Source organism: Halorutilus salinus (assembly GCF_026242195.1).
GTDB lineage: Archaea > Halobacteriota > Halobacteria > Halobacteriales > Halorutilaceae > Halorutilus > Halorutilus salinus.
The window spans coordinates 72,993-98,434 of the sequence record NZ_RKLV01000007.1 but is presented as its reverse complement, the minus strand read 5'-3'; the positions used below and the strand labels follow the sequence as shown (position 1 = coordinate 98,434).

Here is a 25,442-nt window from a genome sequence, read left to right as displayed (position 1 = left end):
CCAAGTCGGTGTATGCGTATAGGAGCGCACGTATCCGTCTCAGGCGGCGTGGAGAAGGCGATAGAGCGCGAGGAGGACGTAGGCGGTAACTGCGGTCAGATATTCGCGGGTTCGCCGCGTACGTGGAGCGTCGCCGAGTACGACGACGAAGATGTGGAGGCTTTCCGTGAGGCGCGCGCCGAGGCGGGACAGTCGCCGTACGCCGTACATTCGACCTACCTCGTCAACCTCGCTACACCCAAGGACGACCTTATGGAGGACTCCGTCGACTGTCTTCAGCAGGAACTCTACGCCGCGCACGCACTGGGTGCCGAGTACGTCGTCTTCCATCCCGGAGCGCACACGGGTTCGGGTGTCGAGAGCGGACTTGACCGTATCGCCGACGGCGTCGACGCGCTCGAAATACCCGACGGGACGACGCTTCTCTTCGAGAACACCGCGGGGAAGGGGACGACGCTCGGAAAGAAGTTCTCCCAGTTACGCGAGATGCTCGACAGGACGGAGACACCCAACGACGACCTCGGCGTCTGTATCGACACGTGCCACGCGCACGCTGGTGGGTACGACCTCGCAGACGGCTTCGACGGTGTGCTCGAAGAACTCGACGCCGAACTCGGTCTCGAACACGTCGAACTCCTCCATCTCAACGACTCTAAGGATCCGCTCGGTAGCGAGAAGGACAACCACGAGCATATAGGCGAGGGAGAGATAAGCGACGAGGGCTTCCGTAACGTCGTCAACGCAGACGAGTTTGAGGAACTGCCTATGGTATTAGAGACGCCTACGTCCGATGGAAAGAGTTACGAGGAGAACATCGAACGCGTGCGGTCTCTGGTACGAGACCCGTCGGAAGAGGACTACGCCGCCGAGATACGCGATGGGTTCGGCTGTTCCGAAGGAACCGCTAGCTTGGTGGCTGAGAAGGCGGTAGGCGCTATACAGGAGTACGAGGGGGTCGATGCAAAGCCGGAAGAACTCGTGGAACTGCTCAGGGAGAGCGAGGAAGGCTCGGTTGAGGAGAGATGGAACGAACTGTGCGGACACTGGGAGTTCGTTTCGGAGCCGGAGAACAAAGGCGAGTACAAGATATAGGATCGGACTCTACGCCTCGTACCAAGCCCAGACGTACCGCGTTCCGTAGCTCCTGTACGGCTTCCAGTTCTCCGCGACCTCGCGCATCCCGTCGCGCGTCTCGACGCCGTACAGACCTTCGATACCGCGCCGTACCGCAAGGTCGCCGAGAGGCAGAACGTCGTCGCGTCCGAGTACGAAGATGAGGTACATATTCGCCGTCCAGTCTCCGATACCGCGTATCTCGGTTAGCGCGTCACGAACCTCGTCGTCCGTCGCGTCGTCGAACGCACCGCGTCCGTAGTCGCCGTCGCGGAAGGCGCGCGCCGTCTCACGTACGTATCCAGCCTTCGTTTCTCCTATTCCCGACGACGCGAGTTCTTCGGGCGCGGTTTCGAGAACCGATTCGGGCGTCACGTCGCCGAGCGTCTCGAAAAGGCGCGACCGTACGGCGCGTGCGGACTCGGTGCTTACGGCTTGGTTGGTGAGCGAGACGACGAGTCCACGGAACTCCTCGCCGTCGTCGGCGGGTTCGACCTCGATACGTCCGAAACCGTCGACGAGCGACGCCATTGTTTCGTCGGCGCGTAGGCTGTCGTAGGGATCCATGTATGTGTTTCGGCGCGCAGGAGCAAAAGAAGGACGGAAAGAAATATTCGGCGCGTCGCCTTTCTGAGCATGATGGACGCAGAGACGGTGCGCGACGCCGTACGCCGACGCCTTGCCGTCGACACGCGCGCGGTCGCCGTCTTCCGTGTTACGCTCGGACTGTCGCTTCTTGCGGATCTCTCGATGCGCGCACGCGGTCTCGGCGTCTTCTACACCGACGCGGGCGTCCTTCCGCGCGACGTGCTCGCTCAACTGTTTCCGTCGCTCGCGCGTCTGTCGTTACACGGTCTGTCAGGCGCGGTCTGGGTGCAGATCGTTCTTGTCTCCGTATCGGCTGTCTCCGCGCTCGCCTTGCTCGTCGGTCTCCGTTCACGGACAGCGGCGTCCGTTGCGCTGGTGCTTCACGTCTCGATGTACGCGCGCAACCCGTTCGTTCTCAACGGCGGCGATACGATGCTCGCCGTCCTTCTTCTCCTTTCCGTCTTTACACCCCTCGGAGCGCGGTGGTCTGTCGACGCAGTCGGACGTGACGACGAGGCGCCCGGCTCCGTGCTGAGCGCACCCACCGTCGCCCCCCTCCTGTTTATCCTCGTAATCTACTCTTCGAACGCCGTCCTGCGGTACCGCGGCGAACCCTGGATGAGCGGCGAAGCCGTCAGACGCGTCTTCGGTCTCGAAACCGTGACAGTCCTCGCCGGACCTTACCTCGCTCAGTTTCCCTTCGTGCTCGAAGCCGTAAACTGGGTCTGGGTTGCGATGCTCACGGTCTCCTTCCTCCTCGTCGCTCTCACCGGATGGCTCCGCGCCGCGTTCGCGCTCTCCTTCATCGTCGCACATACAGTGATGGCTCTAACGCTCCGTCTCGGCGTCTTCCCCGTCGTCGTCATCTCTGCACTCGTTCTTTTCCTGCCACCCGTCTTCTGGGATCGTGTCGAGAAACAGCTTCCGTCGGACGGTGTCGCGTCCCTACCCCCGCGCCGGTTACACGCCGTTTCACGCGTCCGTACCGTCACGTCGGGTTCACTTCTTCGGGTACGCGCCGGTACCGTCGTCGCGGTTACCGTCGTCTCGGCGGTTCTGTTCTGGCAGGGTGCGGCGCTCGGATACGTCGACGCACCCGACGCGGGCGGTGTTGACCCCGGCGAGTACGCGTGGAAGATGTACTCGCCGACGCCTGAGGGTACGTACGGATGGTATACAGCGTCTGTCGAACCCGCGGACGGTGACGGTACGTACGTCTTCCCCGACACGGTTGCTGAAACGGACGGCTCGGTTCGGTATGCTCCGCGACGTACAGCCGACGCGTATCCGTCGACGTTATGGTACCGTTACCTGAACGGTATCGACGACGCGTCGGAGATGAGACAGCATGCGTTTGCGGACAGTCTCTGTCGGTCGTCGGGAAAAGGACACGGCGACGCCGACGTTGAGGTATGGCATACGGAGCGCGAGGTCGTTCTCAACGGGGCTGACGAGGAGCGAAGCTACCGCGTCGTGAGACACGACTGCGGTTAAGTCGTCAGGACTATACTTCGTAACTACCTACCTTCCGTTATGGCAGAACCGCGTGACAAAGCCGAGGGATGGTACCTCCTCCACGGTATGCGTAAGCTCAACTGGGGGGACTGGAACTCGGCGGACGAACGTACGAAGGAAAGTGCGGTTGACGAGGCTGTCGAATATCTTGAGGGAGCCGACGGTGTCGACGAAGGCGGGACGGCGGTGTACTCAGTCGTCGGCGACAAGGCTGACCTGATGTTTCTCCATATCCGTCCGACGGTTGAGGAACTCGACGCCGTCGAGCGTAGGTTCGAACGCACGCGTCTTGCCGAGTTCACACGCGAAACCGCGTCACACGTCTCGGTCACGGAGGTCGGTGGCTACACCAACGAGGATGTCGAGGACGGCGACCTGAGCAAGTACGCACGGTCGAAGCTCTTCCCCGATATACCAGACAGCCGTTTCGTCTCCTTCTACCCGATGAGCCGTAAACGCGACCCCGAACAGAACTGGTACGAGACGACGCGCCAACACCGTGACGAGATGATGCGCGAACACCGTGAGTCGGGCGAGGAGTACGCCGGCAGAATAAAACAGCTGATCTCCGGCTCTATCGGTATCGACGACTGGGAGTGGGGTGTCGACCTGTTCACCGACGACATGAAACACGCAAAGGGCATCGTCTACGACATGCGTTTCGACGAGGCGAGCGCCGTCTACAGCGAGTTCGGACCCTTCTACACGGGGATCCGTTTTCCGCCCTCGGATCTCGACGCCTACCTCGCGGGCGAACAGGTGCCTACGGGCGACGCCTTTGAGGAGGACGAAGACGGCGGAGAGACGGTGCGCGAGGTTCTCGACGAGGAAGGCGTCTACGCCGGAAAGCCTCACGGCGAGGATGTCTACGCTGTCGTCGTCTTCTCCGAGGAGGGCACCGACGAACTCGCCGAGGAGGTCGAGGGTCTCGCGGGCAACTTCGACAGGTACGACACACACGTCAAGACCGCCGTCTACGACGACACCGACGGCGACGGACACACGGCGGTCGTCTCGCTCTGGGATACGCAGGACGCCGTCGAGACGGCAAGCGGATACGTCGCCGACCTGCCCGGCGTCGTCCGTGAGGCGGGCGAGGGCGAAGGCTTCGGCACCATGGGGATGTTCTACACCGTCAAGCCCGAGTACCGCGAGGAGTTCGTCGACAGGTTCGGTGACGTTGGCGAACTCCTTGACGACACCGACGGACACGTTGAGACGCGTCTCCTCGCCAACGTCGGCGACGAGAACGACATGTTCATATCCAGCAGATGGGAGGCGAAGGAGGACGCGACCGAGTTCTTCCGTAGCGACGAGTTCCGCGACACCGTAGACTGGGGGCGCGAGGTACTCGACGACCGTCCGCGCCACGTCTTCCTCGTTTAGTACGTCGGCGCGTCTTCCTCGACACCCGCGCGCGAGTTTACGACGCGTGCGAGCACGAAAAGAAGGTCAGAGATACGGTTGAGGTAGCTTACGACGTTTCCCGTATCCTCGTCCTCGTCGAGCGCGACGGCACGGCGTTCGGCACGACGCGCAACCGAACGCGCCTCGTGAAGCTTTGCGCCCGCACGCGCCCCGCCGGGTAGGACGAAGTTAGTCAGGGGTTCGAGTTCGTCGTCGAAACCGTCTATGAGCGCCTCGACGCGTTCGATGTCGGAGTTGGTTACGCGCGGGTCGTCGTCGTCCTTGTCGGTGTTTGCGAGGTCAGCCTGCGCCTTGAACAGACCGTTCTGGACTGTCTGGAGCGCGTCGAGAACGTCATCGTCGTCCACGTCCGTCGCCGCCGTTCCGACGCGCGTGTTCACACCGTCTACTGTTCCGTACGCCTCGATACGCCGTGACGACTTGGGGACGCGTTCGCCGCTACGGAGGTCGGTCTCCCCGTCATCGCCTCTCCGCGTGTAGATTCTCATGCGGGATAGACGGACGCGCGGTTAAATACCGTAACGGTTTAGCTAACGTCGTTCAGATCGCCGACGATGGAAGGCTACCCATACGTAACACAACTCGACGTACGTTTCCGTGACCTCGACACTATGGGACACGTAAACAACGCCGTCTACGCGACGTACCTTGAACAGGCGCGCGTCGCGTACTACGACGACGTACTCGACCTAGGGATCGACGAACTCGGCTTCGTACTCGCCCATCTCGAAGCCGACTACGAACGTCCGATACACCACGGCGAAGAGGTTCGTGTCGGTCTACGGACGGCGGATATGGGCGAAAGAAGCATGAGGACAGGGTACCGGATCGAGGCGGACGGCACGCTCGCCGCTACCGCCGAAACCGTGCAGGTAGCCGTCGACGAGGACGGTAACCCAAGAGCGGTTCCTGAGGACTGGAGAAGTACGGTGGAGAGATTCGAGGGTCAGTAACCGTCCGCGCCGGCGTCCGCACCCGTACGTCTGTACTCGATCCCCGCGGTGTTCATCTCGTTCCTCTTCTCCTCCATGTACGAGTAGACGGTGCCGTGTGGCGCTCCGTCGAGGAGCATCTCAGCCGCTGTCGTCGCCGCCTCGACCTGTTCGGGTGTACCGATAGCCCCGAACGTCTTACCGTAGATACGAACCTCAGCGCCCGTTAGCTCCTCCATGAGTTCGCGCGTCCTACCGTTCTTACCTATGAGACGCCCTTTCTTGGCTCGTGTCTCGCCGTCGCTACCGACGGCATCCTTGATGTTTATCGACTCGTACACCACCATCTCTGCGTCGCCGTCGATGTCCTCAAGCAGACGGAGTGCGCTTTGGGGCGGGAAGCCACGCGCTACCGCCTTCACGACGCGGGGACCCTTTAGCGAACGCACCGGGTCGCCGTCGTCGGAACGCGTCACGGAGACGGCACCGCTCTCCGAATCGACATCTACGGTGACATCGGCTCGGCGCTCGATAAGCTCCTTTGTCTCGCCTTCCGTACCTATCAGGACGCCTATACGGTCGTCAGGAATCTTGAAATGTTCGGGCATCGCGTGCTGTTTTCGGTTAACGTTGGCGAGAAACTTAACTCTTTAGATGGGTTAAGCTTACGACCATCTTGAGTTGGCGCGTCGGTACAGCGCGAATCCGACGACGGCGGAGAGGGCGGAGAGGACGACGGCGAAGACGGTCGCGCGGAAAGGGAAACGGAGGTACGCGATAGAGGCTACGAAGAGCGGCACGGCGACAGCGGCTATCGCGGTGGTGAAGACGGCGAAAAGCTGGCTGTCCAACAGGAGTTCGTTTGGTTCGGTGCCGGTGAGGTAGACGGTCACTCCGAAGACGTACGCCGTTGCAAGAGGCAGGACGACGATACCCGCCACCACCTCGTCGAACCCGAAGACAGCGACACCGACGGCGAGGTAGGCGTACGCGACGGGGAGTGAGACGACCGCGAACGTGATCGCCTTTGCGCGCAGAACCTCGTCGACATCGACGGGAAGCGAGGTGTAGTCTTCGAGACGGTCGAAACGGTTTATCCAGTGGTAGACGGATACGGTCGAGATCGAGAGAAGGACGGCGAAGGCGATACCGGGGGCGGCGACGATGTTAGAGACGAGGTCGACGTACAGGACGAGGAAGACGAAGACGCCGAAGAGCACGCCGACGGAGAAGAAGATCTTCCAGACGCCGCCGCTACTACGTGTCACGTCAAGGACCATCTTCGCCGCCAGACCCTCGCCGCGTAGGAGTTCGTGTAGGCGCGGGTAGACGTCGCGGTAGGTCTGTGTGCCCCCACCGCGTTCGGGGTCGAAGACGAGTATACCCACGACGGCGAGTACGGCGATCGGAACCGAGGCGGTGACCGCGGTTAGCGCCGAGGGTGAGGTGTAGAAGCCGATAGGCGTGTACGTCAGAACCTCGGACGGCGCGTAGACGAGACCCCCCGCGACGCCTGCGACGACGACAGCCAGAAACCACCTGCTACGTGTGTGTAGAGCCGCGGCGAAGAAGGACGCGGAGACACCGAGCGCGAACGAGCCGTTTACGGTGACCCAGACGAGCGCGATACCCGCGGGCGTGACCGTGAGGTCGAAGAAGTACGCGACGGGGACAAGGGCGACGACGAGGGGTGTGAGGTAGAGAAATGAGTAGTAGATGAGATCCTTGATCACAAAGATAGAGACGGATCGTCTCTGTGAAACCGGCAGTGTACGTGACGAGAATACGAGGAGATTCGACTCACCCAGAAGGTTCTCGACGGCGTCACGCGAGACGAATCCGACGCTACCGACGCTCAGACCGAGGAAGAAGACGACGTATCCGACGCCGCGTTCGAGTTCGGTTAGTGAGAAGCCCGACGCTATCACACCGAAGTAGGCGACAGCCGAAATGACGAGGACGACCAGAGGGAAAGCACCGAACCCCGTGCTACCGAAAAGACGCGAATGTAGACGCCACTCCTCCTTCAGCATCGGACGTAGAAGCCTCATGCCTCAACCTCGTCGAGGAACTCGTCTATCAGGCTCGAGCCGTCGCTCTTTACCTCGTCTACGTCCCTCTCCGCCACCAGCCTTCCGTCCTGTATTATACCGACGCGCGTGCAGATCTCCTCCGCGACGGTTATGTCGTGTGTCGAAAGGAAGACGGTGTTACCTTTCTCGTTATAATCGACGATGAACCCCTTGACCCTTTCCTGTACGACGGGATCGAGGTTCGTAAGCGGTTCGTCGATAAAGACGAGTTCGGGTTCGTGGACGAAAGCCTGCGCGAACATCACCTTCTGCTTCTGCCCGCGCGACAGATCCATGCTTATCGAGTCTAACTTGTCGCTGAACCCGAGCCTTTCCGCCCATTCGTCTATGCTTCCGTCGAGTTCGACACCGCGTACGTCGGCTACGAAGTCGAAGTACTCGCGCGGTGTTAGGAAGCTAGGCGGATCCTCGCGTTCGGGTAGTACGCCCATACGTCTCCGCGCCTCGACGGGGTTTTCGACGGGGTCGACACCCATGACACGCGCCCCGCCGCTCGTCGGCTTCGTCTGCCCCGTCAGTATCTCGATCGTACTGCTCTTCCCCGCCCCGTTGGGACCGAGAAGACCGAACAGTTCGCCTTCCTCGACCTCAAGCGACAGACCGTCGAGAGCCGTCAGTTCACCGTACTTCTTCGTGAGTCCGTCCGTCTCGACTGCGTTCATCTACACGAGGTTGTGGCGCAACCGTAATAAGGCGTGCGGCGGCACCAACAGAGACAAGTGGCTTTCGGGACAGTTCGCCCCATGGAACAGCTAAACCCGCGTATAAGAACCGTCTGGCTCGCCGTCTCCGTCGTTGCCGCCGTCGCGCTCGCGTACGTCGTCGGCTTGGCACCAACGGAGACGGCTGTCCAGCCGCCGGTTCCTCTTTCGGTCGTCGTCTTCGGCGTCGTTCTCGTGGTCGGCGTCGTCTACCAGTACCTGCGTTACAAGGCGTGGGGGTTCGAGATACAGGACGACGCCGTCTACATCGAACACGGCGTCGTCGTGCGTGTAAAGAAGGTCGTACCTTTCGTACGCGTCCAGCATATAGACTCACGCCGCGGTCCCGTCGAACGCGCATCGGGTCTTGCGAGCCTCGTCATCTACACCGCGGGGTCGCGCGGTGCTGACGTCTCTGTACCCGGTCTGACCCCCGAACGCGCCGACGAACTCAGGGAGAGGCTGAGGGAGCTTGCGATAGAGAACGAGGAGTCGATAGAGGACGCCGTATGAGAGAAACGTCGGTATCACAGCCCGCTGACCTGCATCCTCTCTCTATCGCCTACCGTGCGGTGAGCCAGTTAGGACAGGTCGGGTTCGTGGTTCTCCTTTCGTTCTACGGCGGTACCGACATCGCCAACGGATTTTCGTTCGTGCTTCTTGGGGTCGCCGCGTTGGGTGTCGCGCTCGCCGCGGTTCTCGTCTGGCAGTTCGCGTACTACAAGCGTTTCGAGTACGAGATAACCGACGACAGCTTCGACATACGTTCAGGCGTCGTCTCGCGTAGGAACCGCCAGATACCGTTACGCCGTGTCCAGAACGTCGACGTGACGGAGAACATAGTACACCGTCTTCTGGGTATCGCCAAGGTCAATATAGAGACGGCGGGCGGTAGTCAGAGCGAAGCGTCCCTGCGTTACGTCGGCGCGGACGTGGCGCGAGGGATACAGCGCGAGGTTCGGCGGAGAAAGACCGAACTCACGGACGAGGCGTCGGAGGTTACGTCGGAGGGTGACGAAGACGTTGTTGGCGAGAGCCTTTACGAGATATCCAACCACGAACTCCTGCTCCTCAGCACGTTCTCCATAGACGTACGTCTTATAGCCTTCGCACTGTTCGCGGTATCGTTCCTGCCGTCGGAGTCACTGCCTTTCGAAGCACTGCCTTCACGTCTCGCCGTCGTCCCTCTACTCGTTCTCGGTGTCGCCGTCGTCTTCGTTCTCTGGCTCATAGGCTTCGCAACGAACTTCTCGCGGTACTACGGCTTCGTGCTACGTCGTGTCGACGACACTCTAAGCTACGAACGCGGTCTGTTCAACCGTTACAGCGGCTCCGTGCCCCTTGACAAGATACAGACGTTCACGCTCGACGAGAACGTTCTGAAACGTTACTTCAACTACGCGACACTGGGCGTCGAGACGGCGGGGTACTCACCGACACAGTCGCGCCAACAGGGTTCGGAGACAGCCGTTCCGCTCGCCAAACGCGAACGCGTTCTTTCGCTCGCCGACGAGATCGACGGCGTCGACGAACCCGAGTTCATGCTTCCACCAAAACGGGCGCGGCGTAGGTACGCCTTCAGGTACACGCTCCTAACCGCCGCCGTCTCGGCTGTCCTTTACGCCGTCTCCGTATACATCACGCCGTTACGCTGGTACCTGCCTCTCGCGGCGCTCCCGCTCGTGCCTTTCGCCGCCCATCTCAAATGGAGCAACCGCGGCTACTACATCGGCGACGGATACGCCGCGACGCGTAACGGGTTCTGGAACAGGACGACCGTCATACTGCCTTACTACCGCGTACAGAACGTCATAGAGTCGGCGACGGTTCTACAACGCCGTTGGGGTATAGCGACCGTTACGTTCGACACCGCGGGTTCGTCGGGTCTACGTAACGACGAGGCGCGCGCGGTCGATATCGACGCCGACGAGGCGGAACGTATAACGGGCGAGGTACGCGACAGGCTACAGGGATCGCTCGCCGAGAGACGCGCAGAGAGACGACGCGACGGAACGTGGCTCGACTCCGTGGCTACCGACTCCCCCGACGCGTCCTTAGGGACGCGCCCTGACGCGGACGACGCACAAGAAACTTAGATCCCCGCCCCCAATCACCTACGTGGAGTACGAGAGCTACTTCCCGAAGGATTCGGCGTACCCGAACCAGGAGGAGGCGATGTCACGTATAGGCGACGCCGTCGATACGGGGCGCGACGTCGTCTTCGAGGGTGCGTGCGGTACAGGGAAGACGCTCGCGGCGCTGGTTCCGGCGCTCGAACACGCCCAGCGCGAGGATCGTACGGTTGTTATCACCACCAACGTCCACCACCAGATGCGTCAGTTTGTAGAGGAGGCGCGCGAGGTAAAGGCGATACAGGACGTGAGCGTCGCCGTCTTCCGCGGGAAGTCGGACATGTGCCATATAGACGTCGGGTACGAGGAGTGTCAGGCGTTACGTGAGAACACGTACGACCTCATGGAGGCGCAACAGGAACTCGACGAACTCGGCGGCGAGGCGACGACGGCGGAGGAGGAGGAACAGCGCGCGGCGCTTGAGGAGCGCGTCGAAGCGCTACGCGAGAACTCGTGCGACCGTTTCCACGACAACCTGAGACGTAACAACGACGACTTCATGCGCTGGCTCGACTCCGACGTACGCGAACCTGACGAGGTATACGACCGCGCCGAGGAGGAGGGGTTCTGCGGATACGAACTCCTCAAGGACTCGATGGAGACGGTCGACCTCGTTATATGTAACTACCACCATCTCCTCTCGCCCGAGATACGCGAGTACTTCTTCGGCTGGCTCGACTCCGAACCCGACGACGTCGTCGCTGTCTTCGACGAGGCGCACAACCTCGAAGACTCGGCGCGCGAGCACTCGTCACGGAGCCTGACACGTGAGACGGTCGAGCGCGCCGAACTCGAACTCGCCGAGGAGGGCGCGGAGGCGGACGACGAGCGTGAGGTACTCGTCGGCTTTCGCGAGGCGCTTACGGATACCGTCGACGGTTCGTTAGGGTTCGGCGACGCCGAACGTCTCGGCACCGACTGGGAGGACGTAACGGTCGAGAGAGAAGACGGACGCGATGAACTTACCGACGGCTTCTTTGAGAATCTGAGATACGACGAGGACGAGGTACGTCGTCTCGTACGTTCTGGCGTCGAGACGGCGTCGGAGATAGACAGAAGGTACGAGCGCGAGTACAAGTCGGGCGACGCCCAAACGCGCCGAGACTGCGCCGCTCTCTCGGCTTTCGGCTTCATAGACTCGTACCTCAGAAACGCCGACGAAGCCGGATACTTCCCCGTCGCGGGCGTCCGCAGGGGCGAGGGCGACCAACGCGTCGCGGCACGCGCCGAACTCTACACCTGCCTCCCCGACGAGGTAACCGCACCGTTGTTCGACTCCGTACACGCCTCCGTTCTGATGAGCGCGACCCTCCGACCGTTCGACGTTCTCTCGCGCGTACTCGGTCTCGACGACCCCATGGAGCTTTCGTACGGTATGCATTTCCCGGAGGAACGCCGCGAGACCTTCGTCGCCGACCTCCCCGCCCTTTTTTCGAGCAGACGCGACGACGCCGACGTTATAAGCACGGTCACGACGTTCCTTGAGGACGTAATCGACCATAGCGCAGGAAACGTCCTGATCTTCTTCCCGTCGTTCTCCGAGGCGGAGCGTTACAACGACCTACTCGATGTCGACGCCGAAATCGTACTCGACCGCGTCGGCGAGTCGGCACGATCCGTACGCCGTTCGCTCGAAGACGACGGCGGAAAGGCTGTACTGACCTACCTCCGAGGAACGCTGACCGAAGGCGTCGACTTTCCCGACGACGTCGCGCGCACCGCCGTCGTCTTAGGCGTCGGCTACCCGTACCTGAGCGACAGGAAACGCGCCGTCGAGACCGCGTACGACGACGAGTTCGGCGACGGATGGAAGTACGCAGTCGAGGCACCGACGATCCGTAAGACGAGACAGGCGCTCGGACGTGTCGTACGGTCGCCCGACGACTACGGCGTCCGTATACTCGCCGACGCGCGTTACCGTGACGACACGGATATGGAAGGCTACGGCGTACGCGACGCATTCCCGCCGGACGAACGCGACGAGTTCGTGGACGTTGACGCCGACAAGATAAAGTACGCCATGCACAACTTCTGGCGACGCGTCGGCGACAGCACCGTCAGCCTCGATGTCGACGGTTAGTACTTCGGCGTGGCTCCGGTTATCTCGTACACCTCTTCCATGAGTGCGTCGCGGTCGTCGCGCCACGCCTCAAAGCCGTCGGGTGACGATGGGTAGCCGTCGTAGATCCCCTTGATACGTTCCGCCTTCTTGTGGACGCCGTACAGTTCACGTAACGTTCCCCAGTAGCCGAACGACGACACGAGCGTCTTGACCGCGAGCAACGGCGACATCGAGACGGTTCCTTTGCCCAGACCGTTGACGAGCTGTTGTCCGGGGAGTGCGGCTACGATGTCGGTTAGCTCGTCGACGCCGTGCGCAGTACCGAAGATGTTATAAAGATCCGTCGCCGCAAAACGCCCCCCGAAGCTCGACATAACGCGTTCGTTGTACATCCAGAGGTCGTCCTCGGAGAAGGAGCCTTCGGTCACTGCTTCGACCGCGGCTTCGCCCGCCCATGCACCCGCCTTCGCGGCGCTCGAAATACCTCCTCCCGTCGTCGGATTGACATGCCCCGCGGCGTCACCGACGGCGACGAAGCCGTCCGCGACCGCCGAGTCGTAAGGGCGGCGCGTCGGGAGCGCGGAGCCGCGTCTGTCGATGACACGCGCGCCATCGAACTCGTCGCGCTCGCGTATGTCACGCGCGAGCGCATCGGCGAGTTCCATAGGCTCCTCCGTCATCTGGTAGCCGATACCCGCGTTTATCGTCGTCGGCGTCCGTGGGAAGTACCAGACATAGCCGAGTTCGTCCGCGGGCTTGAAGACGAGCGCGTCGTCCCAGTCGACGGGTTGGTCAACCTCGATTATCTCGCGGTACGCCGCGCAGTACTGTGTCGAACGTACGTCGGTGTCGAAGGTGGCGTCGGATAGCTCCGCAAAGTCCTGTAGGACGGAGAGAGCTCCCGCCGCGTCGACTGTTACAGGGGCGCGAAACCCAACATCCTCCCCACGACGTACGCCGCGCACGCCTACGACCTGACCGTCCTCCTGCACCACGTCGTTTACGACTGTATCGTACAGAACCTCCGCACCCGCGCGCTCCGCCTCTTCGAGAAGAACCTCGCCGTAACGTTTGCGGTCGACAACCTTGCCAGCCTCTTCAAGATCTATCTCAACCGTCTCGTCCTCGGAGTCGAAGATACCGCGCCCGATGCTCCTGTTCGTGAAAGACTCGTCGGCGAGACGGTCGAGGTCGATAACGTCAGGGAAGGATCCGCGCCCTTTGAGCGCGTCGCCGCACGCTATACGTCCGCCTTCGTCGCGCGTCTTACGTTCAAGGACGACGACGTCGAGACCTTCGCCCGCCGCCTTCGCCGCGGCGAAACAGCCCCCCGTACCGCCGCCGACTACGACGACATCCGCATCTTGGCTCTCCATGTACGAACCGGCGTCCGGCGTGACTTAACCGTTGTCTCGACACGTGTCGAAAAGGGATGCGTTACGCGTTAACGAGGACGGGTGCCAGCACTGAAAGAACGCCAGCACTGAAAGAACGCCAGCACTGAAAGAACGCCAGCACTATTACGCGCGGGCGCGTACGCGGAGACGGATGAGCAGTGAATCTTTACCCGATGTTCAAGCCGCAAAGCCGGATGTCGAAGTCGGTCTCAACCGCGTCGGCGTAACCGACGTAAAGAAGCTCGTAAAGGTGTCGCGCGACGACGACCGACCGCTCGTCTTCACCGCCGAGTTCAACGTCTATGTCGACCTACCTTCGGGACGGAAAGGCATCGACATGAGCCGGAACATGGAGGTGACGAACGAGGTTCTCGACGACCTGACACGCGATCCCGTCTACCGCGTCGAGGATCTCTGCGCCGAGATAGCCTCGCGTCTGCTTGACAGACACAGCTACACGACGCGTGCGGAGGTCGAGATGGAGGCTGAGTATATGTACCGTGAGGAGACGCCCTCGACGGAGAGGGAGACACAGGGCTTCGCCGACGTCTGTGCGACCGCCGTTGCGAACGGAGACGGCGTACGTAAGTCGATAGGCGTCGAGGTAACCGGAACGACCGCGTGCCCGTGCGCTCAGGGTATGATGCGTAAGGACGCGGGCGACAAGCTACGCGAACTCGGTCTTGAGGAGGACTCCGTCGAGGAGTTCCTCGACGAGATACCACAGGCGGCGCACAACCAACGCTCGCAGTCGTACCTTGAGGTCGAGGCGGACGACGACGTACACGTGGGTCTTGACCGTCTTATAGAGGCGGCGCGCGACTCGATGTCGTCACGTATCTACAACCTCGCCAAACGCCCCGACGAACACAGCATGACGCGTGAGATGCACGAGAACGCGCGTTTCGTCGAGGATGTCGTGCGTGAGATGGCGCGGAACGTCTCCGAACGTTTCGAACTGCCTGACGACGCCGTGGTTACCATGAAGCAGGAGAACGAGGAGAGCATACACCAGCACAACGCCTACTCGGAGCGCGTCATGACGTTCGGGGATCTTCGGCGACAGATAGACGGCTAAAGGAAGAGGTACATAACGACTGCGAGAACAAGAGAGAGCATCAGAACGGTTTCGCCTATTCCTGCGCGCGTTCCCGTCTCACCCGGCTTCTTAGCTACGCGTTCGTCGTACGTCTCACGCGCCCCTTCGGGAAGCAGACGCCGTGCCGTCTCTGCGGGCTGGTTGACGGCGCGTGTACAGAACCCCGCAAGCCGAACCGCCCCGGAGTCGACGGCTGTGTAAGCCATCGTCGTAAACCGTGCAACGGCGCGTGTACCGTAGAACACGCCGGGGTTGTAGACGGAGTCGACATCGCGCGCGACACCGATACGGCTTATCGCCCCGCGTGCGACGTAGAAGCCGGCGATGCCGAGGGCGGCGAGTGTGAAGCCCTCAAGGAGATGCCCTGTCGTGAACGGATGAGCCGTCCACTCGTCGCTCAGGGGGAGTATACCGAACAGAAGGCCGGGTGCGACACCGAGGACGAAACACGCGACGGCGAGCGCCGATACGGTAAGCTTCTGACCGATGTTGCCGTCGCGTACCTTCCCTTCGTACGAACCCTTGACGAAGGCGTAGTACCCGAACTTGACGAACGACATGAAGGTTCCCACGGCACCAAGCATCATCAGCCACCATAGGATGTCCTGACCGCCGACGACGTACCTCTGTGTCTTGCCAGCGGCGGCGGTTATCATCCCCTTGCTCACGAAGCCGTTGAAGCCGGGGAAGCCTGAGATCGAGAGCGCCGCAACTGCGAAAGCGCCTGCGGTGACAGGCGTACGCCGCCACAGTCCGCCGCCGAGCTTCTTGAGGCTGTTCTCCCCCGTCCGGTAAATAAGGACGCCCGCCGTCATGAAAAGCAGTCCTTTGTACAGTATATGGTTGAAGACGTGCGCGAAGCCGCCCGCTGTCGCAAGCGCGCTCGTCATACCGATCCCTCCGACCATGTAGCCGACCTGCGCCTGTATATGGTACGCGAGGAGACGGCGCATGTCGGTCTGTAGAAGTGCGTAGACGACGCCGTAGACGGTCATACCCGCACCCATGTACGCGAGTGCGACGTTTCCGTCGGGGAAGGCGCGGTAAAGACCGTAGACGCCCGCCTTCGTCGTGAACGCACAGAGGAAGACGGACGCTCCTATACCCGGACGCGGGTACGTGTCGGGGATCCACGCGTGGAGACCTATGAAGCCGACGTTGACGCCGATACCGAGCGCGGCGAGCACCGCGGGAAGACCCGACGCCATTCCTTCGCCCGTGAAGACGAAGCCCTCCGCTCCTCTCTGAACGTAGTTGAGGACGACGGCGGACATGAGGAGCGAACCCCCCGCTCCGTGGAGCAGTGCGTACCTGTAGCCCGCGCGTACAGCCTTACCGCCGTAGTACCAGACCAACAGGGTGCTCGTGACCGCCATGAGTTCCCAGAAGAAGACGAGCGTTAGCCAGTCGCCGACGAGAACCGCGCCTACCGACGTGCCGACGTACGAGACGGCGAAGGCTGTCTGTATACGAGAAGCGTCGACGTAGTACGAGTACGCGACGGCGACAGCACCGAACCCGCCGAAGATGACAGCCATGACGACGGAGAAGGCGTCGATGTTTAGGAGCACGACGTCGAAGCCCATGAAGGCGGTCTGTATATAGTCGCCCGGCGACGAACGCAGTGCGAGAGCCCAAGGTACGACGCCGAGCGACGCGACGAACCCGATCGTGTGTCCGACACGGTCGGAGACGAACGGTATGACGAGCGCCACGGCGATGACGACGAACGCGGGCGGTACCGTCGTGAGTAGATCGACGGTCGCGCTCATACCGCCACCCCCGTTACGTTCTCAACGACGAGACGTACGATACGGAAGAAGTAGACCGTGGCGGGTGCGACGCCGATAACGACCGCACCCCCGACGGCGACGAGTATAGGTACGAGCACGAAGGGCGACGCCTCGCCGCCGCGCCATCCCGGTTTCTTCCATCCTCCGTCGTCCTCGTCCCCGTGACCGCCGTCTGTAAATGCCCCTCCGGCGTAATGGTCGGCGACACCGCTCCAGTAGCCGCCTATGTTGGCGTCTATGACGGGCTTCTCGTCGCTCCCCTCACGTGTCTCGAAGAAGGCTCCGTAGACGACGGGCCAGAAGTAGGCGATGTTGAGAACCCCTGAGAGGAGGAGTGCGAAGGCGAAAACGACGTTCCCCGCGGAGAAGCTACCCGCGAGAAGGTACCACTTGCTTACGAAGCCCGCGAGCAGGGGTATACCCGCCATACCGAGCGACGCCACACCGAACGCCGTCATGGTCACCGGCATACGTCTGCCTATACCCGCCATCCTGCTAATACGGTCGGTATGTGTCTCAACGTGTATCGCGCCCGCGCAGAAGAACAGCGTGAGCTTCATGAAGGCGTGCGCCGGGACGTGTAGAAGACCGCCGACGAGCGCCGCCGGCTTCAGAAGCGCGAGACCCATGACTATGTACGAAAGCTGTGCGATGGTCGAGTACGCGAGACGCCTCTTGAGGTTGTCCTTACGTAACGCGATTACCGACGCGGTTATGAACGTAAACACAGCGAGTCCCGCGAGCGGAAGACCCGCGCCTATCTCGGCGATAGCATCGGGACCGAAGACATCGAGAACGACACGCGCCAACCCGAAAGCGCCCGACTTGACAACGGCGACGGCGTGTAGAAGACCCGACACGGGCGTCGGCGCTACCATCGCGTCGGGTAGCCACGAATGGAGGGGCATGACAGCCGCCTTGACGGCGAACCCGCCCGCGAGGAGGGCGAAGGCGAGACGTGCGACGTTCGTACCCGCGCCGCCGGTTAGACCTTCGATACCGCCCGCGGAAAAGCCGACCGTCCCCGCGGCGACGTAGACGAGAACCGTCCCTGCGAGAACGGCTACGCCGCCACCGAAGGTGTACGCAAGGTACTTACGTCCCGCCGACCGTGCCTCGTCCGTCTCATCGTGCGCCACCAACGGATACGTCGAGACTGTCAGAAGCTCGTAGAAGACGAAGAGGACGACGAGGTTGGACGCGAACGCTATACCCATCGTTGCGCTCAGAGCGCCCGCGAAAGATGCGAAGTAACGCGTCTGACCGCCTTCGTCGAGACCACGCATGTAGCCGATGCTGTACAGGCTCGTCGGTATCCAGAGGAACGACGCGAGAACCGCAAAGAGGATACCCAGAGCGTCGGCGCGTAGAACGAAAGGCACGCCCGTGACGACCTCGTCCAGACGTGTCACGTAGACGGTTCCGTTGAGAACGCCGGGTACCATGCTCGCAACGACGCCGAACATGACCGTCGCGGAGACGAGCGTTACCGACTCACGTAGATTAGGGCGTCTGTGCGCCGCGAGTATACCGAGAATGGCGACCGCCGAGACGGCGACGGCGGCGAGCGGACGTAAAGACTCAACCTCCGTCATCCACCCAACACCTCCCCAAGCGCGAGCGTCTCCTGAACAGCCGATGCTGAGGGTCCAAGGGCGACGACGGCGACGGATGCGAGTACGACGAGCGCCACCATACCGCGCGTTACGCGAGTACCCCCACCGCCGTCTGCGACAGCTTCGGGTGCTTCACCGTAGTACATCCTGTCGAGAAGACGTGCGACGTACATCAACGTCAACAGCGTGCTTGCGAAGATGACGACCGCGACAGCCGTCTCGCCCGCGCGGACAGCGCCGAGAGCGACGTACCACTTGCCGACGAATCCGATCGCGGGGGGGACGCCGACGAGCGACAGGGCGAGGACGGCGAAAGCCGCGCCCGCGTACGGAACGCGGCGTGCCACACCCGCGTACTCGTCGAGACGCGTGACGCCGAACCTGTACGCGATTATACCCGCTGTTAGGAAAAGAGCGCCCTTCATGACTGCGTGCCCGAAGAGATGTACGACGCTCCCGAAGACCGACGCCGTGTTCCCGATACCGAAACCTGCGACGATGAGACCGAACTGTGAGACCGACGAGTATGCGAGTAGACGGCGTACGTCGGTCTGGAGGACTGCGAGAACGCTACCGGCTACGATGCTGAGAGCGCCGAAGTAGATGAGACCCGACGAGACGACGGGGTTCGCCGTGAGGAACCCCGGCGTGTAGACAGTAAGGATGACACGTCCGAGCGCGTAAGCCGCGACGGTAGAGACGAGCGCGGAGACGTACCCCGCAACACCGTACGGCGAGGCGGAGTACGCGTCGGGTTGCCACGTATGGAGCGGAAACAGCGCCACCTTGACGCCGAGACCCGCGATAATAAACGCGAACGAGGCTAAGACGATCGTATCGCCGTAGCCAACGTCGGCGAGACGCGCCGACAGATCCGCCATGTTGAGCGTTCCCGTCGCCACGAAGGCGTACGCGATACCGATGAGGTAGAGCGAAGCACCGACGGTTCCGACGAGAAGGTACTTGAGCGCGGCGTACGCCGAACGTCCGTCGCCACCGCTGGCTATGAGAGCGTACGCCCCAAGCCCGGTTATCTCTATGAAGACGTACAGGTTGAAGACGTCCGCCGTCACCGTGACGCCAACGAGTCCTGCGGTCAGTAGAAGGTAGCCGCTGTAGAACGAGTTCGACCGCGGACCCGCTGTACGTGTGTACGCGAGCGTACCGACGGAGACGACGGCGATTACGACCAGAACGGGTGCCGAAAGACCGTCGAGCGCGAGTTCGATACCGTACGGTACGGCTACGCCGCCGACCTCGTGGCTGAGAATACCCCCCGAAACGAAGGATCGTACGACCGAACCGATAAGAACGGCGTTCAGAACGAGGGCGACGACGGCTACGTACCAGCCGATCTCCTCGCGCCAAAAGGAAGCCACGAGAGGTACGACGGAGGCGATCACCGGTAGGGCTATCACGACGCCTAACAGGGCGTCAGTCACCGTCCATCACCTCCTGTATGTGTTCCTCGTCAAGCGTTCCGTACTCGTCGTAAACACGTATGATAAGCGCGAGAGCGAGCGCCGTGAGCGATACACCGACGACGATGGCGGTTAGTATCAGGACGTGCGGCAGGGGGTTGACGTACCTTCCCTCACCGTCGATTATAGCCGGACCCGCTCCTGCGAGATACCCCGACGAGACGAGGAACAGGAACAAGCCTACCTGAAATATGTTGAGACCGATCACCTTCTTTACTAGGTTTTTTGCGTCTATCATAGTATAGAGTCCAACACCGACGAGTAACACGAAGGCTATCTGATACTGATGTCCCGCGAACAGACCTATTCCGGTCACTCACCGTCACCTCCTTCGGAAAGAAGGAAGAACAGCGATGTCACGACACCCGCGACTATCGCACCGATAAACACCTCGACGGCTTCGATACCGTACTTGATTGAGACGGGGAGGAGATCGACCTGTAGAACCGCTCCTCCGAGAAGGACGGTTCCGACAGTGACAGCGCCGAACGCGAGCATACCCCCCGCAAAGACACCGACGACAACGCGCTCATCCACCCAGTCGACCGTCGGACGGACACCGAACGCGAATGCTACCGTGATTACCGTCGCGGCTACGACGACGCCGCCTTGGAAGCCTCCTCCCGGCGACTCGGCACCGTGTAGTGTGACGAAAGCCCCGTACGTCAGAGCGAAAGGTGCGACGAGACGTACGGTCGTCATCACGATGGGACTCTCGAAGTAGGTGCGTCTCATTCCTCGCCCCACCTCCTGCTACCTCCGAGAGCGACGAGCACGCCGACGACGGCTGAGAAGACTACAGTAGCCTCTCCGAAAGTGTCGAAGCCGCGGTAGTAGACCAAGACGGCGGTGACGGAGTTCTCGACGCCCGTCTCGTTGTACGCCTCTTCGACGTAGTAGCCGTAGGGCGTGAGTTCACCGTCGACCGTCTTCTGAAGCGCGGGCGCTTCCTCGCTACCGACCTCAGGGAGCGCGGGCACCGTCGAGACGAGGACAAGGAGCAGAAGACCGACGGCGGCGAGGGCGCGTGGGTTCACGGAGACGAGTGCACCCTCGTCGGAGGCGCGCGCCGTCTTCGCAACCGTCACGAGAAGAAGGACGCTCATGATACCCGCACCGACCGCCGCCTCGGTGAGCGCAACGTCCGGAGCCTGTAGAACGAGCCAGATGACGGATATACCGAGGCTAAACGCCGCAAAGACGGCTATGGAGGCGACTATGTCACGCAGAACCGCGGTCGCGACGGCGGTGGAGACGACGAAGACGACGAGAGCGAGTTCGAGCGCGACCGTCAAGACGACTCGCCCCCTTCGTCGTCCGTCGTCCAAGGCTCGACGCCCTGGTCGTACGCCGCGCGCGAGATAGCGTGCGCCGCCGTCGGGTTCGTGAAGTATATGAACGCGATAAGGAGGACGACCTTCAGAGCCGCACGGCTCGGACCGAATGCGACGGCGACAGCCGCGAGACCGAAGCCTGCGCCGAGCGTGTCCGCCTTGCTCGAAGCGTGTGCGCGCGTGTACAGGTCGGGGAGACGTAGAAGACCTACGGTGGCGACGAGCGTAAAGAAGACGCTTCCCGCCGCCAAGAGAAGCACGGTAACCTCCACCATCACGCCCGCATCGGTCGCCGTCACAGAACCTCACCCCAGTCTATGGTTAGCTTCGCGGCGGCTATCGACAGCAGGAAGTTGAGCAGTGCGTAGACGAGTGCTATATCGAGGAAGAAAGGTCTGTCGAGTGCCGCGGCGACGAAGCCTATAACCACGACCGTACTCGTTCCAAGGACGTTGACGGCGATTATCCTGTCCTGCACAGTCGGTCCACGTACGACACGGTAGAGGACGACAACACCCAGGGCGACGACCGCTGTCGCGGCGGCGAGCAGTGTCGAACCGACTCCTATCATCCGTCGCCCTCCCTCTCTTGTCTCTCCTTGGGCTTCGGGTAGTCGAGAGCACGTCTTCCGTAGAAGACGAAACGGACGGCGCGTTCGAGTGCCCCCTCACGGAGACCGTCGCGGGCGTCCTGTGTCAGCGCGTGGACGTAAAGCGTACGTCCGTTAGCCTCGACGGTGAGCGTACCGGGCGTGAGAGTTATGCTGTTGGCGAGCGTCGTAACCGCCGCGCCACCCCAGACAGCCGCCTCGAAACGTTCGACAGACGGGTCGATAGGTAGGTCGGGATGGAGTACGACGTACGCGATACGGAAGTTGGCTACGACTATCTCACGGAGCAGGTACGGTACGAAGACGGCGAGACGTAGTGCGAGACCGGGCACGCGCCGCGCAGTCGGGGACGCCTCGAAGGAGACGCGTTCGAGCGTGACAGCGACGACGGCGGCTGTCACACCGCCGGTCACGAGGTCGAAGGTCAAGAAGGAGCCGAGTACGAGGTAGAATCCGTACGACAGGACGAACAGGGCTGTGAAACGCGAGGCACCCCCGCGGGTCAGAAGCGACGGACGGCGAGCGGGACGTTCGATAGGGGCTGTTTCGACGGAAAGTGTGTCGTAGCTCCTTATCTCATCGCTAAGGGGCTGGAGTGCGGGCGACGTGGCGCTAACCCTGTAGTTGGGGTCTAGGACGACGCGTTCGATACCGTTCTCCGACGCGTACTCGGCGAAGATCTCGGCGTAGTCACCGGGTCCGAACAGGTATGTCTCAGGCTCCAGAACCTCGAAACGCACCGACGCGTCCGTACCGACCTCGTCAGCCCAGACGCGAGCCTTTTCGAGCACCTCCTCGGCGTCGCCCTCCCTCCGCCCTCGCGGCTTGGAGACGACGAAGACGAAATGTATCTCGTTGTTGTCGGCGGAGTCGACGGCGTACCTAACCGTCTCGTCCGCTGTAGGGGTGTCCGACACCGGTACGAGGACTGCCGAAGCCTTCTCAGAATCGGGCACGCCGAACCCCCCAGAAAGAAAGCATTTTTAAGACTACTCACCGTCCTAAGACTGTTTCACGACGATAAAAACTATTTCGTTCTGTCTACCGCACGTACGAGTCTCGCCAACAGCCTGTTCGCCGGTACGGAAGCCTCGGTACCCTCGGCGGATTCGACGACGTAGCCGTTCAACGCGTCTATCTCCGTACGCCGTCCTTCGCGCACGTCCTGTAACATGCTCGAAACGTTCCCCTCCGTCGCCCTCGCAGTCTCTACGGCGCGTCGCGGCGCTTCTTCGACCTCCACACCGTGCTCAGCCGCGACCTCCTCAACCTCGCGCGCCGTTTTTCGTATAACGTCGCCCGCGCCCTCCACAGCCTCGCCGTTACGCGCGTCGGTGAGCGCAGTCACGGGGTTTACCCCGGCGTTGACGGCGAGCTTCTCCCAGAGACGTACGTCCATATCGTCCGTCGCCTCCGAGGAAACCCCACCGAGCGCACCCGCGACGCGTTCCGCCTCGTGTGACCAACCGCCGCCGTAGTCGCCTACCACGACATGTCCCTCGCCCGCGTACACAACGACGCCTTCGTCGACGCGGAGGTTTGCGCCGTACGTCGCGGTTCCTCCGAGTACGGTCGCGTCGAGAGCGCCGTCGAGCACCTCCTCGTTCCCCATACCGTTCTGTAGGGAGACGACTGTATCGCCCTCGCGGGTCACGGGCGCGAGGGTCTCCGCGGCGGTACGCGTGTCGTAGCTCTTGACGGTCACGAGCGTCACGTCGGCTGAACGCGGCTGTGTCGAAAAAAGACGGGCGCGCGACGAAGGGCTCTCTGCCCTCAACGGTCAAGCCGTCGTCGAAAAGGTCGACTACGCGCGGGCGTCCGACGAGATGTACATCGACACCCGCGTCGGCGAGCAGAGCGCCTATGAGGCTTCCGAGGCTTCCCGCGCCGAATACCTGTACGCGCATCGTAACACGGACGTTCGCCTCCGCAAACCCTTTTACGCTCTCATCCGACGGTTACGTAATGAGCGAAGAAGCCAAGACGGATGCGGAAACCGAAGAGAAAGAAGACAAGATAGACGACGAGGAACGCGAGAGGATGGAGGCGGAGTTGGACGAGATCAAGGAGGAGTACGACATACCCAAGGCGTTCCCAAAGGAGGCGCGCGCCGAGGTCGAACGTATCACCGACGGCTTCCGTGACGAGATCGCAGAGGGCGGTGACGACCGCGTTGACCTGCGCGCGCTCACGACGTTCACCTGCGACCCCAAACGCGCACAGGACTTCGACGACGCTATTACGATAAACGAAACCGAAGACGGCTGGCGGCTCTGGGTGCATATCGCCGACGTTTCGCATTACGTCACACCCGACACGGAGCTTTACGACGAGGCGAAACGGCGCGCCTCGACCGTCTACTTTCCGGGGCATACGGTTCATATGCTTCCCCCCGACCTCGCCGAGACCGTCTGTTCTCTGGTGCCCGACGAGGAACGTTTCGCCCATACGGTCGAGATGCTGATCAACGAGAGCTACTCGTTCGAGAACATCGATATCTACAAGAGCGTCATAGAGAGCGACCGCCGTCTGACATACACCGAAGCCGAGACGGTTCTCGACGGCGACGGTTCCGATGTTACCGACGCCGTCGCCGAAAGCCTGCGCTCGGCGTACGAACTCGCCGAGGGTCTACACGAGACACGTAAGGAGGACGGATCGCTCGTACTCAATCCCGCGCGCGACCGAGCGCATACGATCGTCGAGGAGTGTATGCTAAAGGCGAACAAGGCTGTTACACAGGAGCTAATGTGGAACCGCGGCGTCGAGGCAATGTATCGCGTCCATCCACAGCCGACACCCGAACAGTGGAGCGAGGCGCTGGAGGAGATACAGAATATAGGCGGCGTTTCGATATCCGCGGAGAACTGGGACAAGCCCCGGCACGCGGTCAACAACGCTATCGAGGACGCGAGCGAGACCGACCTGCGGAAGATACAGCGTGCCGTCCTTCATGTCATGCCGCGCGCCAAGTACATGTCGGACCCGTTCGGCGGACATTACGCGCTCAACTTCGATATCTACGGGCATTTCACGTCTCCAATACGTCGTATCGCTGACCTCGTCAACCACCGTATAGTCCACGAGAACGACGTCCCCGACGACCTTCAGGCGCTCGCAGACCACGCGAGCGACAGGCAGATGGACGCGGAGAGCGCCGAACGCGACTTCAAGAAGTTCCTCGAAGAGCTCGGATACGACCCGCACGAGGTCGAGGACTACAAGCTCGGGTAAGACTGATACGCGCGGCGTACGTACAGAAACCGTGACGGTCAAACTGTACGAACTCGACGGCTGTCCGTACTGTGCGAAGGTGCGCCGGAAGCTCGACGAAGTCGGACTCGACTACGAGTCGGTCAAGGTACCGTCGAGCCACTCCAAACGCGACGAGGTCGAAGAGGTAAGCGGTCAGACTGGCGTGCCCGTGCTCGTAGATGAGGAACACGGCGTCGACGGAATGCCCGAAAGCGATGACATCGTAGAGTATCTGGAGGAGACGTACGCGTAGCGACAGAGGCATGTTTCGCATGCCTCCCGCTCTCCTAATC

Annotated in this window: 26 protein-coding genes and 1 pseudogene; 10 read left to right on the top strand and 17 right to left on the bottom strand. The window is 61.7% G+C overall.

Going from position 1 to position 25,442, the window contains the following annotated elements:
• The first annotated feature begins 12 nt into the window (after nucleotides 1-12).
• Nucleotides 13-1,092: a deoxyribonuclease IV gene (locus tag EGH25_RS08350; RefSeq protein WP_338071891.1), complete on the top strand. Its 1,080-nt coding sequence runs from the start codon at nucleotides 13-15 to the stop codon at nucleotides 1,090-1,092.
• 9 nt (nucleotides 1,093-1,101) lie between these two features.
• Here EGH25_RS08350 and EGH25_RS08345 read toward each other — a convergent pair whose 3' ends face one another.
• Nucleotides 1,102-1,680, bottom strand: a complete 579-nt coding sequence (locus tag EGH25_RS08345; protein ID WP_266087541.1) for a DNA-3-methyladenine glycosylase family protein — start codon at nucleotides 1,678-1,680, stop codon at nucleotides 1,102-1,104.
• 72 nt (nucleotides 1,681-1,752) lie between these two features.
• On the opposite strand from EGH25_RS08345, the gene EGH25_RS08340 reads away from it, so the two are divergent.
• Complete coding sequence (locus EGH25_RS08340; protein WP_266087540.1) at nucleotides 1,753-3,195, top strand: HTTM domain-containing protein; 1,443 nt, start codon at nucleotides 1,753-1,755, stop codon at nucleotides 3,193-3,195.
• Nucleotides 3,196-3,234: 39 nt separating this feature from the next.
• Nucleotides 3,235-4,602, top strand: coding sequence for a heme-binding protein (locus tag EGH25_RS08335; protein WP_266087539.1), 1,368 nt, complete (start codon nucleotides 3,235-3,237; stop codon nucleotides 4,600-4,602).
• Here the strand turns inward: EGH25_RS08335 and EGH25_RS08330 are convergent.
• Nucleotides 4,599-5,132: a cob(I)yrinic acid a,c-diamide adenosyltransferase gene (locus EGH25_RS08330; RefSeq protein ID WP_266087538.1), complete on the bottom strand. Its 534-nt coding sequence runs from the start codon at nucleotides 5,130-5,132 to the stop codon at nucleotides 4,599-4,601. The genes EGH25_RS08335 and EGH25_RS08330 overlap by 4 nt on opposite strands.
• Nucleotides 5,133-5,198: 66 nt before the next feature.
• Between EGH25_RS08330 and EGH25_RS08325 the strand changes: the two genes are divergently transcribed.
• Nucleotides 5,199-5,597, top strand: coding sequence for an acyl-CoA thioesterase (locus tag EGH25_RS08325; protein WP_266087536.1), 399 nt, complete (start codon nucleotides 5,199-5,201; stop codon nucleotides 5,595-5,597).
• Here the strand turns inward: EGH25_RS08325 and EGH25_RS08320 are convergent.
• Genes EGH25_RS08320 through EGH25_RS08310 form a run of 3 tightly spaced genes read right to left on the bottom strand, consistent with a single transcriptional unit; the run spans nucleotide 5,591 to nucleotide 8,331 of the window.
• Nucleotides 5,591-6,184 (bottom strand): KH domain-containing protein, encoded by a 594-nt coding sequence (locus tag EGH25_RS08320; protein ID WP_266087534.1) that lies wholly within the window; start codon nucleotides 6,182-6,184, stop codon nucleotides 5,591-5,593. The two genes, EGH25_RS08325 and EGH25_RS08320, sit on opposite strands and share 7 nt — an antisense overlap.
• A 57-nt stretch (nucleotides 6,185-6,241) precedes the next feature.
• Entirely contained in the window at nucleotides 6,242-7,627 is a 1,386-nt protein-coding gene (locus EGH25_RS08315) for a hypothetical protein (protein WP_266087533.1), read from the bottom strand.
• A complete protein-coding gene (locus EGH25_RS08310) occupies nucleotides 7,624-8,331 on the bottom strand; it encodes an ABC transporter ATP-binding protein (RefSeq protein ID WP_266087532.1) in 708 nt (235 codons plus the stop codon). The genes EGH25_RS08315 and EGH25_RS08310 overlap by 4 nt, the downstream gene beginning before the upstream one ends.
• Before the next feature lie 81 nt (nucleotides 8,332-8,412).
• Here EGH25_RS08310 and EGH25_RS08305 point away from each other — a divergent pair, with 81 nt between their 5' ends.
• Genes EGH25_RS08305 through EGH25_RS08295 form a run of 3 tightly spaced genes read left to right on the top strand, consistent with a single transcriptional unit; the run spans nucleotide 8,413 to nucleotide 12,582 of the window.
• Nucleotides 8,413-8,883, top strand: coding sequence for a PH domain-containing protein (locus EGH25_RS08305; protein WP_266087531.1), 471 nt, complete (start codon nucleotides 8,413-8,415; stop codon nucleotides 8,881-8,883).
• Nucleotides 8,880-10,466 carry a PH domain-containing protein gene (locus tag EGH25_RS08300; protein ID WP_266087530.1) on the top strand — a complete coding sequence of 529 codons (1,587 nt, stop codon included), beginning with the start codon at nucleotides 8,880-8,882 and terminating at the stop codon, nucleotides 10,464-10,466. Before EGH25_RS08305 ends, EGH25_RS08300 begins: the two co-directional genes overlap by 4 nt.
• 22 nt (nucleotides 10,467-10,488) lie before the next feature.
• A complete protein-coding gene (locus tag EGH25_RS08295) occupies nucleotides 10,489-12,582 on the top strand; it encodes an ATP-dependent DNA helicase (protein WP_266087529.1) in 2,094 nt (697 codons plus the stop codon).
• Here EGH25_RS08295 and EGH25_RS08290 read toward each other — a convergent pair.
• Entirely contained in the window at nucleotides 12,579-13,940 is a 1,362-nt protein-coding gene (locus EGH25_RS08290; RefSeq protein WP_266087528.1) for a geranylgeranyl reductase family protein, read from the bottom strand. The genes EGH25_RS08295 and EGH25_RS08290 overlap by 4 nt on opposite strands.
• Before the next feature lie 172 nt (nucleotides 13,941-14,112).
• Between EGH25_RS08290 and mptA the strand changes: the two genes are divergently transcribed.
• The gene (mptA, locus tag EGH25_RS08285; RefSeq protein ID WP_266087527.1) at nucleotides 14,113-15,039 is read left to right on the top strand and encodes a GTP cyclohydrolase MptA; all 927 of its coding nucleotides are present in this window, start codon (nucleotides 14,113-14,115) and stop codon (nucleotides 15,037-15,039) included.
• On the opposite strand, the gene EGH25_RS08280 is transcribed toward mptA, so the two are convergent.
• The 11 genes and pseudogenes from EGH25_RS08280 to EGH25_RS12305 all read right to left on the bottom strand — a co-directional run.
• On the bottom strand, nucleotides 15,036-16,832 hold the full coding sequence (locus tag EGH25_RS08280) for a Na(+)/H(+) antiporter subunit D (RefSeq protein WP_266087525.1): 1,797 nt from the start codon (nucleotides 16,830-16,832) through the stop codon (nucleotides 15,036-15,038). The two genes, mptA and EGH25_RS08280, sit on opposite strands and share 4 nt — an antisense overlap.
• On the bottom strand, nucleotides 16,829-18,448 hold the full coding sequence (locus EGH25_RS08275) for a proton-conducting transporter transmembrane domain-containing protein (RefSeq protein WP_266087523.1): 1,620 nt from the start codon (nucleotides 18,446-18,448) through the stop codon (nucleotides 16,829-16,831). Before EGH25_RS08275 ends, EGH25_RS08280 begins: the two co-directional genes overlap by 4 nt.
• On the bottom strand, nucleotides 18,445-19,911 hold the full coding sequence (locus EGH25_RS08270; RefSeq protein WP_266087522.1) for a monovalent cation/H+ antiporter subunit D family protein: 1,467 nt from the start codon (nucleotides 19,909-19,911) through the stop codon (nucleotides 18,445-18,447). Before EGH25_RS08270 ends, EGH25_RS08275 begins: the two co-directional genes overlap by 4 nt.
• On the bottom strand, nucleotides 19,904-20,266 hold the full coding sequence (locus tag EGH25_RS08265; protein ID WP_338071890.1) for a cation:proton antiporter subunit C: 363 nt from the start codon (nucleotides 20,264-20,266) through the stop codon (nucleotides 19,904-19,906). Before EGH25_RS08265 ends, EGH25_RS08270 begins: the two co-directional genes overlap by 8 nt.
• Nucleotides 20,263-20,685: an MnhB domain-containing protein gene (locus EGH25_RS08260; protein WP_266087521.1), complete on the bottom strand. Its 423-nt coding sequence runs from the start codon at nucleotides 20,683-20,685 to the stop codon at nucleotides 20,263-20,265. The genes EGH25_RS08265 and EGH25_RS08260 overlap by 4 nt, the downstream gene beginning before the upstream one ends.
• A complete protein-coding gene (locus tag EGH25_RS08255; RefSeq protein ID WP_266087520.1) occupies nucleotides 20,682-21,245 on the bottom strand; it encodes a DUF4040 domain-containing protein in 564 nt (187 codons plus the stop codon). The genes EGH25_RS08260 and EGH25_RS08255 overlap by 4 nt, the downstream gene beginning before the upstream one ends.
• The gene (gene mnhG, locus EGH25_RS08250; protein ID WP_266087588.1) at nucleotides 21,242-21,559 is read right to left on the bottom strand and encodes a monovalent cation/H(+) antiporter subunit G; all 318 of its coding nucleotides are present in this window, start codon (nucleotides 21,557-21,559) and stop codon (nucleotides 21,242-21,244) included. The genes EGH25_RS08255 and mnhG overlap by 4 nt, the downstream gene beginning before the upstream one ends.
• Before the next feature lie 20 nt (nucleotides 21,560-21,579).
• Complete coding sequence (locus EGH25_RS08245) at nucleotides 21,580-21,855, bottom strand: monovalent cation/H+ antiporter complex subunit F (protein WP_266087519.1); 276 nt, start codon at nucleotides 21,853-21,855, stop codon at nucleotides 21,580-21,582.
• Entirely contained in the window at nucleotides 21,852-22,850 is a 999-nt protein-coding gene (locus tag EGH25_RS08240) for a monovalent cation/H+ antiporter subunit E (protein WP_266087518.1), read from the bottom strand. The genes EGH25_RS08245 and EGH25_RS08240 overlap by 4 nt, the downstream gene beginning before the upstream one ends.
• A 71-nt stretch (nucleotides 22,851-22,921) precedes the next feature.
• Nucleotides 22,922-23,671, bottom strand: a complete 750-nt coding sequence (locus EGH25_RS08235) for a ketopantoate reductase family protein (RefSeq protein WP_266087517.1) — start codon at nucleotides 23,669-23,671, stop codon at nucleotides 22,922-22,924.
• A 46-nt stretch (nucleotides 23,672-23,717) separates the two neighbouring features.
• Nucleotides 23,718-23,801: pseudogene (locus EGH25_RS12305) on the bottom strand (2-dehydropantoate 2-reductase N-terminal domain-containing protein); the annotation flags it as partial.
• A gap of 58 nt (nucleotides 23,802-23,859) precedes the next feature.
• Between EGH25_RS12305 and EGH25_RS08225 the strand changes: the two are divergent.
• A complete protein-coding gene (locus EGH25_RS08225) occupies nucleotides 23,860-25,128 on the top strand; it encodes an RNB domain-containing ribonuclease (RefSeq protein WP_266087516.1) in 1,269 nt (422 codons plus the stop codon).
• Nucleotides 25,129-25,159: 31 nt separating this feature from the next.
• The gene (locus tag EGH25_RS08220) at nucleotides 25,160-25,402 is read left to right on the top strand and encodes a glutaredoxin family protein (protein WP_266087514.1); all 243 of its coding nucleotides are present in this window, start codon (nucleotides 25,160-25,162) and stop codon (nucleotides 25,400-25,402) included.
• The last annotated feature ends 40 nt before the right edge of the window (nucleotides 25,403-25,442 follow it).